Here is an 11,100-nt window from a genome sequence, read left to right as displayed (position 1 = left end):
AAAACTTAGAACTTTAATACCGATGGAAGGTATTTGGCTACCAATTCCTGATAATAAGGCTTCAAAGCCTTGGCATCCGGAGGGGTAGGGAGCTTGGAATAAAGATCGTAAGGGTTAAATTTCTTCACCCATTCAAACATCTCCTTATCCTTTTCATTCATTAGGTGTTCGTAGGCATTTTCTCTATGCTGAGAATAGAAAGAATGGTAACGAATCATATATAAGGCGGGCTCTGGAAGATGGTCTTTTACCATTTGGTATAGGTATTCATCATGTCCCCAGGACATTTTTACCTGATCCAAGCCACAGTTTGGTGTATATACTCCATATTTAGTATTGTAAAGGGGATTTTGAGAATCTGGATTCAACTCAAAAAACTCCGGAAATACGATTTTGTCAGAGAAGGCACAGCCCACAGGGAAGGTATCCCCCACCACGGCCCACTGAGGCTCATCGAAGAGGCAAAGCACCTTACCAAAATCATGAATAAAACCCGTCAATACAAACCAGTCAGGATGCCCATCTGCACGAATGGCTTCAGAGGTCTGGAGCAAATGCTGCAATTGGTCAAGGTCTGTATCTGGATCCGAATCATCCACCAAGGTATTTAGAAAGTCCACGGCTTCCCAAAAAGCCATCTCCTTCTTGTTAAACTGTAGAAACTCCTTTTCCTTTTCTTGTACAAATTCGAAAGTCTGGTGCTGATGGTTTATCTTATAAAAGTTCTTTACCATCTCCTGGCGCTCACTATCAAGATAGTTTCTATACTCTTCCTTAGACTTTTCCGCATCGGTATCAGGATACCTATCCTTCAAGTCTGCTTCCCAATCTTCAATATCTTTTAGGGGAGAATGTTCTTCATTTGTATATAGGTCATTCATCGGAGTTATTATTTATTGATTAATAGCGTCTAATTTAGTGATCGTGATTTGTAAAAACAAGACTGATAGAGGTTTGTAAATTGATTTAGCACATAATTTTTTTCACCTCTCCGTCCACCATATTCTTTAAAGGTCAAAATTAGGAATTCATGGGTACTTCCATGACTAGCAGCTTGGAGGATTGGAGGGCAGCGATCGTAATATCTTTACTATCCCATAGACCGAAGCCATCCCTACGCTCCAGGGTATGCCCATCTATCTCCACTTTGCCTTCCAGAACGAATAGGTAGAGACCATTATTCTCAGGATCTTTTAAGTTATGAGTCAGGCTATAGTCCTTGCTTAGGGTTCCTAGATGAAACCAGGCTTGCTGATGAATCCATACTCCTTCATCCTCAGGATTTGGAGATAGGATTTGTATGAGCTCATTGTCCTTGATCGGTTGTGGAATTGTCTGCTGCCCGTAGCGAGGGCTTACATTCTGTTTATTTGGAATCACCCATATTTGAAGGAATTTCACCTCTTTGGTGTGACTCTTATTGTATTCGCTATGCACCAGGCCCGTCCCCGCACTCATGACCTGGATATCTCCTTCCTTGATCAGGGTGATATTTCCCATATCATCCTTATGCTCCAAATCTCCCTCCAAAGGGATGGAAATGATCTCCATATTCTGATGAGGATGGCTTCCAAAACCCCTTCCTGCTGCTACCTGATCGTCATTTAGCACCCGTAGCATACCAAATTGCATTCGCTGGGGATCATAGAAATTGGCAAAACTAAAAGTATGATAGGATAGGAGCCAGCCATGGTCTGCCTTTCCTCGGGAAGCGGCCGGATGATGAATGAATTTCATAGGCTTAAAGGTTTCTGGATTATATGCTAGATAAATTGAGAATCCCTATTCCCGCAGAAAAGTTCAAAATAGAAAGGCTCACCGCCTCCAATTTCATTTTTTTCAGATGAATTGATCTGAATTTATCCTACGCTGTGTTATTATATGGGTGTACAGCTTTATATTTCCGAAATTACCTTAGGGTTTTACAGCCTACCCCGATAGCTATCCTTAATATATAATGAGGAAAACAGGAATATAATATGCTATTTATAAGCTATTCGCTAGCCAGCAAATCTTTTAGTTCCTGCATACCAGTGCTGGCGTTCCCTTCTATGGCATGGAAATACTTGGTTAAGGGGCTATTAGGAATTTGTTTATCAATAATATACTTAGGAATGTCTCTGGAGGTATATTCTGATAATCCCGCTGCTGGATAGACCAATAGTGAGGTGCCCACCACTGCGAAGATTTCGGCCTGCTGAGCTGCATGGATTGCCTCCTCCATTTTGGGAACCATCTCTCCAAACCATACGATAAAGGGCCTTAGCTGGCTTCCTTTTTTGCAAGTATCCCCAATTTTCATCTCCCAATGTTCCAAATCATATACCAAGCGATGATCTACCGTGCTCTGGGCTTTTGAAAGCTCTCCATGAAGATGAATGACCCTGGTCGATCCCGCTCTTTCATGCAGATCATCCACATTTTGGGTGACGATGGTCATATCATAATCCTCCTCCATCTCCGCCAGAATATAATGCGCCCGATTCGGCTGCACTTCCCTGGCCTGCTTTCTGCGTTGATTATAAAAATCCAAAACCAAGTCCCGGTTTTTATGCCATCCCTCAGGAGAGGCCACCTCCATCACATCGTGTCCTTCCCATAGTCCATTACTATCCCTAAAAGTCCTGATGCCGCTCTCAGCTGATATTCCGGCACCTGTCAATACCACAAATTTCTTTTTCATCGCTCTATAATTTTCACTAGCCAATTCCCATTAAGCCTTCTGCTACAGCCTATATAGCTGGTATTAGTGGCACTTATTATTATCAAATTCTCTATGTTTCGCTTTTATTGCCATTCTAAGGAGAAAAAATAACTCCGAAAACTAAGGTCCAGCAAAATTTATATCCGTCCTATTCTTTCCCTTGCTTCACTTCGTGGACGCTGAGGATCCTTCAGGATTGTGTTTTTGATTTTATTATGGCCGAGCCAAAATTGATTATAGGCTTTAATATAATCAATCTTTATGAAGATAAATGAAAAGCATATTCCAGTCATTTCGAACTTCCTGATTGACAAGGAGTGCATCTTTGCTGCGCAATTATAATTTTGGAATAATTTGATGCTATTGAGCCCAGAGGGATAAAATGCGGTGTAAAAGCAAAAATGCCAGCTAAATCTAGCTGGCATTTAATTATTTTTTCTTTTTGGTGAATTTACCTTTTTTCTTTTCAGGCTGATTCTCTATTATTTCCAATGTTTCCTCATACTGTAAGTCTTCGGCTACCTTGTCCTTAGGGATTTTAAAATTGTTTTTGCCAAACTTAATATAAGGCCCCCATCGTCCATTGAGTATTTGGATCTCTGGGTTCTCCTCAAAGGTTTTGATATGTTTCTTAGCGTCTGCTTCCCGCTTGACCATTATCAATTCGATGGCTTCTTCCTCCGTGACACTCAGTGGGTCATATTCCTTACCGAGGGACACGAATTTGCTATCATGCCTAATATAAGGACCAAATCTACCTATGGCGGCCACGATTTTCTTATCCTCGTACATACCCACATCACGTGGAAGCTTAAATAGCTCCATGGCGTCCTCCAAGGTGATACTTTCGATAAACTGACCTTTTTTAAGGCTGGCAAATTTCTTCTCTTCATCCTCCTGATCACCGATCTGCACCAGTGGACCAAATTTGCCTAGTCGTGCAATTACCGGTTTTCCTGAAACAGGATCATTTCCCAATTCTCGGGAGGAGCTTACATTGGCACGTTCCACATTTTCGGCTTCTTCTACCGTATTATGGAATCGACCATAGAAATTGCCGATCATATCGTCCCACTGTTGATTTCCTTGGGCGATATCATCAAATTCCTTCTCCACCTTAGCGGTAAACTTATAATCAATGACGTTGGGGAAGTGCTCCACCAGGAAATCATTGACCACCATAGCGATATTGGTAGGGAAGAGTTTATTCTTATCAGAGCCTGCGTATTCGGTTTTCTCTTCTTTATTGAAGGCTCCACCTCTGATTTTCATTTCAATATATTGGCGCGCTTTGCCATCGCGGGATTCCTTGATGACATAGTTCCTTTTTTGGATAGTGGAGATGGTAGGGGCATAGGTGGACGGTCGTCCAATGCCCATTTCTTCCAATTTCTTCACCAAAGAGGCTTCTGTATAGCGTGCTGGAGGTCTGGTAAAACTCTGACGAGCTTTCATCTCTTCCATTTTTAATTCCTGGCCGATCTCCAATGGAGGCAGTAAGCCCTTATTTTCATTGGACTCATCTTCGTCCTCATCGTCGGTACTTTCGAGATATACTTTAAGGAATCCCTCAAACTTGATCACCTCACCAGATGCACTAAGAGTGCTGTCTGAATTACTAATGGCGATGGTTACGAGGGTTTTTTCCAGCTGAGCATCAGCCATTTGAGAGGCGATGGCTCTTTTCCAGATCAATTCATATAGACGTTGCTCGTTTCTTTCCCCAGGCACACTGTCCTCGGCGAAGTTGGTAGGTCGAATGGCTTCGTGAGCTTCCTGAGCACCTTCGATCTTGGATTTGAAACTTCTTAATTTATGAAAATCCTCCCCGAAGGCAGAGACAATTTGATTTTTGGCACTTTGGAGCGCATCCTGAGAGAGGTTTACGCTGTCCGTTCTCATATAGGTGATCTTACCAGCTTCATAGAGTCGCTGGGCCAGGGTCATGGTCTGAGCCACAGAGAAGCTTAGCTTCCGGCTGGCCTCCTGCTGTAGAGTAGAGGTGGTAAATGGTGCGGCAGGGGTTTTCTTTGCGGGCTTTTTCTCCAGGTTTTTGATGGAGAATTCCGCCTCTAGGCATTCTTTAAGAAACTGCTCCGCATCGTCCACCGATTCGAATTTCTTCGGAAGTTCTGCATTCAGGTCTTTGCCTTTTACGTCAAAAACAGCCGTGATTTTATAGGAGGATTTGGAGTCAAATTTTTCAACTTCACGTTCTCTTTCCACTATAAATCGTACCGCCACAGACTGCACCCTACCTGCGGAGAGACCCGCTTTTACTTTTTTCCAGAGCACTGGTGACAATTCGAACCCTACCAAACGATCGAGGATCCTTCGGGCTTGCTGGGCATTGACTAGGTCAATATCGATGTCCCGTGGGTTTTCGATGGCTTTTAGGATGGCATTTTTGGTGATCTCACGAAAAACTATACGCTTGGTATTGGCTTCCTTCAGCTTGAGGGTCTCCTTTAGGTGCCAAGAAATAGCTTCTCCTTCGCGGTCATCATCACTTGCTAGATAGATAGTCTCTGCTTCTTTTACCATCTTCTTTAATTCCCTGATGACATCCTTCTTGTCTGCAGTGACCTCGTAAGTGGGTTTGAAGTGGTTTTGTATATCTATAGCCTTGTCGCCCTTTGGCAGATCACGGACATGTCCATAGCTGGATGTAACTTTGAAATCTTTCCCCAGATAACCTTCTATGGTTTTGGCCTTGGCCGGTGATTCGACAATGACTAGATTTTTTGGCATAATGGTTTTTACTTAACAATGATCAGTGGTATTGGAATGCTCCACTAAATTCCAAAAATAGAAGCGATTCTATTCTCCTCCAAATAATAATTAATATCATATTGTCTTTGACCAGCTTATTTTATAGTATTATAAAATAGTTTTCATACTTTATAATATACTTACCATAGCTGCAAAGCGAGTCATATTCAGATCATTCTCTACAAGTTTAATAGGGCAGGTTTGGATGGTTTTCGGCTTGGAATAGACCTGTGATGATAAAAAGATTAATTTTACAAAGACACGGCACTGCCCTTACTGGATCGGGTCAAGCGGAGGATTTCAATCGGAAACTCAGTCAATCCGGCATTAGCAAGATTTTGGGAATTGCGGATATTATTAAGCAAAAAAATATAGATATAGACCTGCTTCTATGCAGTTCGGCGGTCAGAACCCGCCAAACGGCCAGTCTTATGGGCGACAAGCTATCCCTTGCCGAGGAGATCTATATGGATGATTTGTACCTAGCAGATATCGAGACCATGATGGCCGCCATTTCAGCCGTTCGGGAGGATCTTAATACCGTCATATTAATAGGTCATAATCCCGGTATTAGTGGATTGCTGGCGTATCTGATAGGAGAGTATCGCATAAATTTTAGCCCCGGCATGCTAGTAATCATTGATTTTCAAGCGGAGTCCTGGGAGATCGCCATGAATCGTGCCATGGGATCTTTAGTAGAAATTATAGAATAAACAGGTCTTTACGGGATAATAATAGGGCTGTAGTGCATATTTCATTGTTTTTTTGGAGAGAATAGTACCAATAAATATTCCGAACAACTATATTGAGCCTTGATGTGCTAGGATTGCCTCAACAAACCTTCATACAAATATTCCTTGCATGGTTTGGACTGGGGTATGGAATTTGTTTCAAAAGACAGCGAATAGTCAGCACATGGTTATTATCACACTATTATAAAGAGTATCATTGATAATTACAGTAGATAATGAGTAGTAAGAAACAAGAAATTATTGACGTTTTTGATCCTAATGGTGTATCCACCAACGATCAATTGTTTGGTTTGCCTTTTGGGGAAGATACCGCCTCTTTGGTGGTCATTCCAGTCCCTTGGGAAGTGACAGTATCGTACTCGAATGGTACGGCCCTGGGTCCCAAAGCGGTGCTGAAAGCTTCTGCACAAGTGGATTTATATCAGCCAGACATCGTGGATGCGTGGAATATGGGCATCCATTTATTGCCCTTTCCAGACGAATTATATGCGAGCAATCATAAGTATCGTATTCTGGCGGAAAATTATATTGAATGGCTGGAGCGGGGTAAGCCAAAGGAGGAGAATGAGCGCTTCGGTGCGGTGACCTCCCTGATTGATAAGGCCTGCGAGTCCATGAATCAATATGTCTATAAGACAGCCAAGGATCAGCTGAATAATGGTAAAATTGTGGCCTTATTAGGCGGCGATCATAGTACTCCATTGGGATTGATCAGGGCTTTATCTGAGAAATATTCCAGTTTTGGAGTATTACAAATCGATGCTCATGCCGATTTACGCGAAAAATATGAGGGCTTCAAGTACTCACATGCCTCCATAAGTTATAATATGCTTGAGATTCCGCAGGTAGAAAAGATCGTACAGGTAGGAGTTAGGGATTATTGTGAAGAAGAAGCCGAGCGTGCGGAGCATCATAAAAAGGTGAAAACATTCTATGACCAGCAGATCAAAGAGGGGCTATATGAAGGGAAGACATGGAGGGTGATTTGCGATCAGATCGTCGCTGCCCTTCCCAGAGAGGTGTATATCACCATTGATATTGATGGGCTAGACCCTAAGCTTTGCCCTAATACAGGTACGCCCGTGGCTGGCGGATTTGAATTGGATCAGGTTTTATACTTAATGAAATTGGTAGTAAAATCAGGCCGAAAAATCATAGGGTTTGATCTGGTGGAAGTTGCTCCAGGTGAGGACGAGTGGGATGGCAATGTAGGCGCAAGGATTCTATATCGCATGGCTAACCTGATGGGGGTCTCCCAAGGTAAACTATGGTGGGAATAATTTAAAATATTGCATATAAGAAATGATCATTCAGCCCTATTAACATTGCGTTTTTAGGGTTGATTTTTTGTTAACCCAAAATTTGTAAGCATATGAAATGGAAAGGGAGAAGGCAAAGCTCTAATGTCGAAGATCGTCGTGGTAGGAGTACGGGTGGGGGAGGATTTTCACCTTTATTAATTAAACCACTGATGAGACTCTTGTTCTCTAAGGTCGGCCTGATTGCCATAGGTGGATTTCTGGCCTTTTCATGGTTCACAGGCAATAACCCACTGCAGCTGGTCCAGCAACTGTTGGGGGGCGGTGGCGGCATGTCGCAGGTGGCTACTGACTATCAGGGAAGTCCCGAGGAAGAGACCTTGGCCGAATTTTCCGCCACGGTTCTCGCAGACACCGAGGATGTATGGAATCAATTATTGGAAAACTATAGGGAGCCTACTTTGGTACTTTTTACCGATCAGGTGCAGAGCGCCTGTGGTTCAGCCTCTTCCTCCACCGGTCCATTTTACTGTCCGGGGGATGAGCAGTTATATATCGATTTGAGTTTTTTTGAGGATATGGACACGCAGCTGCAGGCAGCGGGGGATTTTGCCCAGGCTTATGTCATCGCCCATGAGGTGGGTCATCACGTGCAGCACTTATTAGGTATCACTGACCAGGTACACTCCCAAAGGTCGAAATTGTCCCAAAAAGAGTATAATCAATTGTCTGTAAGGTTGGAGCTTCAGGCTGACTTTCTGGCTGGCGTATGGGCTTATCATACCCAAAAAATGAAAAATTCCTTAGAGGAAGGGGATATTGAGGAGGCGCTAAATGCTGCCAATGCCATCGGGGATGATCGCTTACAGCGTCAATCCACAGGTCGGGTGGTGCCTGATTCCTTTACGCATGGGACATCCGCCCAGCGTATGAAGTGGTTTAAGAAAGGATATCAAACTGGTGATATTAACCAGGGCGATACTTTTAATACTGATGATTTATAAGCTTGAATATTTATGGATATTAAAGTGCTTGATTCTGAATAAGATACTAATTGGAAGTCTAAAATGGGCAATAATAATTCCTGTTAGCATTGCAAAATAGGATCATTGTCCATTTATTTGCGCTCCCATTAGATACAAAATCAGCTGGGAAAAGCGGACGTGGCGAAATGGTAGACGCGCTGTCTTCAGGTGGCAGTGCCTTAGGGTGTGAAGGTTCGACTCCTTTCGTCCGCACAAAAAAAAACACCTCCCCAAAAGGGAGGTGTTTTTTTTACTTATGGCCCTAATTGAGTCCCGTTGATTCATTAGGGTAAACATTATTAATAGTTCGATTTATCAAGCTTGCTAGCCCAATGGCATCGTGAGTTGATTACTAAAGCAGCTAAGAGCAGATCGCCTGTATAGTGCGATCTTGCTATTTTTCACTATAGCTATAGTACTGCCATAATCAAGCCAACTCATCAAAAGACTATTTCTTATCTTGCTTTCAGCAGGGTTTTGAAGGCTCAGCTATATTAAACCGTCTTCTTAAGTTTATCTGAAAACATAGCTCTCAGCTTATTTATCTTAGGCTCGATGACTACGCGGCAATAGCCAGCAGAAGAATTTTGATTATAATAGTTCTGGTGATATTCCTCTGCAACGAAGTAATTGCGAAGTGGCTCTATTTCCGTCACGATAGTTGATGAATAATGCGCGGTCAATTCCTTCACTACCAGTTCAGCGGTTTCCTTTTGAGCGTCATTTTCATAATATATTCCAGAGCGATATTGAGTGCCTCTGTCCGCTCCCTGCTGATTGAGTGAGGTAGGATCATGGCTAGTCATAAAGATCAATAGTAAGTCTTCATAGCTAATTATCTCAGGGTCATAGCCTACTTTTACCACTTCCGCATAGCCAGAGTCACCCTTACAGACATCTCTATAATTCGGCTCTTTGGCATGCCCATTAGCGTAACCTGATTCCACAGTAAGTACCCCATTGATACGCTGCAATACCGCCTCTATACACCAAAAACAACCGCCGCCAAAAATGGCATAATTTACATTTGTAGCATTCATATTAATCCTTTCTATTTTAGTTTCTATTTTTTTCATCCTCCAGCCCATTCCCCATCACTACCTGATAACTACTTGAGGTCCTAAAGAAGGAGGAGTACTATTTGTTTTACATTTATAATAACAAATTTACCATATGTAAGAGCAATTTGGTTAGGGGAATTCACCTATTAACTTGGCTATTATTCCCTGTGGTTAACTATTCTTTGCCCAAACCCATAAGGAGAGCGCCAGTAGCCCTAAATCCTTAAGAATAAAAAAATCGGTGAGTAATATACCATCCACTGTTTTCCATACTCCTGGAGTGGTAAACATGAAACTTAAAGTAGTAATGAATATTATGGTGGATCCCATGGCTGCATATCTCCCTATTTTGGAATTCCAAAAAGAAAGAATAAGGCCTATAGCCACCAGGATCTCTGATACCCCTATGATATTAGAAACACCCTGATCACTGGTTACACTGTACATCCATCCCATAGCAAAGTGATTTACCACCAGATGTTTTATGGCTGCAGCTTCTGTAGGGGTAAACTTAAATATCCCTATCCATAATAAGGGAAGGACTAAGGCTGCCACACCAATCAGATAGGCTAGTTTTTCTAATAATTGCTTTTTCATCCTTTATGGGTCTTTTTGCTGATCGTATATTTAAAAGTAATTTTACTGTTATTAGGTTCCATGCAAGCTTCCTATAATATTGGCAAAATTTCCCTTAGGTTCCATTTCTCTAAATTCCTTAGGGCTTATCCCTTCTTTTTTCTTAAAAAATCTACTGAAGGTCTGTATGTCGGCAAATCCCAAGTCATATCCTATGGTAGAAATCCCTGTATCGGTATAGCGAAGATGTCTGCGGGCTTCTATCATTATCCGCTCATGAATATACTCCAAGGGTGATTTGGTGCCCATATCTCGGAAGACATTAGAAATTGTTTTTGGAGATTTGAAAAGCATATCTGCATAGGCTGCCACCGAATGCTCCGTCTTAAAATGCTTTTCTACCAGGTAACAGAAGTTCCTGACCAAATCCATCTTTACGGGATTGATATCCATAAGGTGATGAGTCTTCTTAAATATCCGCGTCGCCAAAATCAATAAGCGTTTCATTACGGTCTGGAGCATTTCCAACTGCAGGTTATCCGTATATACCATTTCCATATCCATGGTCTCCCAGATCAGTGAGAAGGCTCGTATTCGCTCCTCAGGAATCTCTATATAAGGGACCTGAGAGGCTCCAAAAAATAATAGCCCATTGCAGCCTACCTCGCTGTCATGGTCCTTGATACAATAAAATGGCCTGTTGAATCTTAATAATTTTATGCTATAAACTTCCTTAATATCGACTTTATGAAACTCGGTGAGAAATAATAAGGTGTTCTTATTGAAGGTATATGGAACAGCGTCCACGGTCACCTTGCAATGATCCTCGGTAAACCATAAGACACTTAGTGGATGCTCCATGGATTCATTTAATCCAAGACTGTTGTTACATTGTATTTCCTCCATCTGGAAATATTCACCTGTATCGCCTCTAAAAATCATTTTATTTTA

10 protein-coding genes and 1 tRNA gene are annotated in these 11,100 nt (G+C 42.1%); 4 read left to right on the top strand and 7 right to left on the bottom strand.

Annotated elements, in window-relative coordinates; all coding sequences use genetic code 11:
* Positions 1 to 5: 5 nt before the first annotated feature.
* From B050_RS0112185 to topA, 4 genes are all read right to left on the bottom strand, one after another.
* Complete coding sequence (locus B050_RS0112185; RefSeq protein ID WP_018474202.1) at positions 6 to 881, bottom strand: inositol oxygenase family protein; 876 nt, start codon at positions 879 to 881, stop codon at positions 6 to 8.
* Positions 882 to 1,020: 139 nt separating this feature from the next.
* Positions 1,021 to 1,737 carry a pirin family protein gene (locus B050_RS0112180; protein ID WP_018474201.1) on the bottom strand — a complete coding sequence of 239 codons (717 nt, stop codon included), beginning with the start codon at positions 1,735 to 1,737 and terminating at the stop codon, positions 1,021 to 1,023.
* A gap of 256 nt (positions 1,738 to 1,993) precedes the next feature.
* The gene (locus B050_RS0112175) at positions 1,994 to 2,683 is read right to left on the bottom strand and encodes an SIR2 family NAD-dependent protein deacylase (RefSeq protein WP_018474200.1); all 690 of its coding nucleotides are present in this window, start codon (positions 2,681 to 2,683) and stop codon (positions 1,994 to 1,996) included.
* 450 nt (positions 2,684 to 3,133) lie between these two features.
* A complete protein-coding gene (gene topA / locus B050_RS0112165) occupies positions 3,134 to 5,455 on the bottom strand; it encodes a type I DNA topoisomerase (protein ID WP_018474198.1) in 2,322 nt (773 codons plus the stop codon).
* 254 nt (positions 5,456 to 5,709) lie between these two features.
* On the opposite strand from topA, the gene B050_RS0112160 reads away from it, so the two are divergent.
* The 4 genes from B050_RS0112160 to B050_RS0112140 all read left to right on the top strand — a co-directional run bounded on the left by B050_RS0112160 (position 5,710) and on the right by B050_RS0112140 (position 8,725).
* On the top strand, positions 5,710 to 6,189 hold the full coding sequence (locus B050_RS0112160; RefSeq protein ID WP_018474197.1) for a SixA phosphatase family protein: 480 nt from the start codon (positions 5,710 to 5,712) through the stop codon (positions 6,187 to 6,189).
* 254 nt (positions 6,190 to 6,443) lie between these two features.
* Positions 6,444 to 7,508 (top strand): agmatinase family protein, encoded by a 1,065-nt coding sequence (locus B050_RS0112155; protein WP_018474196.1) that lies wholly within the window; start codon positions 6,444 to 6,446, stop codon positions 7,506 to 7,508.
* Positions 7,509 to 7,600: 92 nt separating this feature from the next.
* Positions 7,601 to 8,491 (top strand): KPN_02809 family neutral zinc metallopeptidase, encoded by an 891-nt coding sequence (ypfJ, locus tag B050_RS0112150; protein ID WP_018474195.1) that lies wholly within the window; start codon positions 7,601 to 7,603, stop codon positions 8,489 to 8,491.
* A gap of 153 nt (positions 8,492 to 8,644) precedes the next feature.
* Positions 8,645 to 8,725 (top strand) — tRNA-Leu (locus B050_RS0112140).
* A gap of 281 nt (positions 8,726 to 9,006) precedes the next feature.
* Here B050_RS0112140 and msrA read toward each other — a convergent pair.
* From msrA to B050_RS22425, 3 genes are all read right to left on the bottom strand, one after another.
* The gene (msrA, locus tag B050_RS0112135) at positions 9,007 to 9,552 is read right to left on the bottom strand and encodes a peptide-methionine (S)-S-oxide reductase MsrA (RefSeq protein WP_044202473.1); all 546 of its coding nucleotides are present in this window, start codon (positions 9,550 to 9,552) and stop codon (positions 9,007 to 9,009) included.
* Positions 9,553 to 9,744: 192 nt separating this feature from the next.
* Positions 9,745 to 10,170 (bottom strand): DUF417 family protein, encoded by a 426-nt coding sequence (locus B050_RS0112130; protein WP_018474192.1) that lies wholly within the window; start codon positions 10,168 to 10,170, stop codon positions 9,745 to 9,747.
* Between the two features lie 51 nt (positions 10,171 to 10,221).
* Entirely contained in the window at positions 10,222 to 11,091 is an 870-nt protein-coding gene (locus B050_RS22425) for an AraC family transcriptional regulator (protein WP_018474191.1), read from the bottom strand.
* Positions 11,092 to 11,100: the final 9 nt, after the last annotated feature.

Origin of the sequence: Echinicola pacifica DSM 19836 (assembly GCF_000373245.1) — a bacterium.
In the GTDB taxonomy this organism is placed as follows: Bacteria; Bacteroidota; Bacteroidia; order Cytophagales; family Cyclobacteriaceae; genus Echinicola; species Echinicola pacifica.
This window is presented reverse-complemented; position numbering and strand designations above follow the sequence as displayed.

Bases quoted from the DNA above. Each gene is read 5' to 3' on its own strand.
- B050_RS0112185 (WP_018474202.1), bottom strand. From the start codon at position 881: ATGAATGACCTATATACAAATGAAGAACATTCTCCCCTAAAAGATATT.
- B050_RS0112180 (WP_018474201.1), bottom strand. From the start codon at position 1,737: ATGAAATTCATTCATCATCCGGCCGCTTCCCGAGGAAAGGCAGACCAT.
- B050_RS0112175 (WP_018474200.1), bottom strand. From the start codon at position 2,683: ATGAAAAAGAAATTTGTGGTATTGACAGGTGCCGGAATATCAGCTGAG.
- topA (WP_018474198.1), bottom strand. From the start codon at position 5,455: ATGCCAAAAAATCTAGTCATTGTCGAATCACCGGCCAAGGCCAAAACC.
- B050_RS0112160 (WP_018474197.1), top strand. From the start codon at position 5,710: ATGATAAAAAGATTAATTTTACAAAGACACGGCACTGCCCTTACTGGA.
- B050_RS0112155 (WP_018474196.1), top strand. From the start codon at position 6,444: ATGAGTAGTAAGAAACAAGAAATTATTGACGTTTTTGATCCTAATGGT.
- ypfJ (WP_018474195.1), top strand. From the start codon at position 7,601: ATGAAATGGAAAGGGAGAAGGCAAAGCTCTAATGTCGAAGATCGTCGT.
- msrA (WP_044202473.1), bottom strand. From the start codon at position 9,552: ATGAATGCTACAAATGTAAATTATGCCATTTTTGGCGGCGGTTGTTTT.
- B050_RS0112130 (WP_018474192.1), bottom strand. From the start codon at position 10,170: ATGAAAAAGCAATTATTAGAAAAACTAGCCTATCTGATTGGTGTGGCA.
- B050_RS22425 (WP_018474191.1), bottom strand. From the start codon at position 11,091: ATGATTTTTAGAGGCGATACAGGTGAATATTTCCAGATGGAGGAAATA.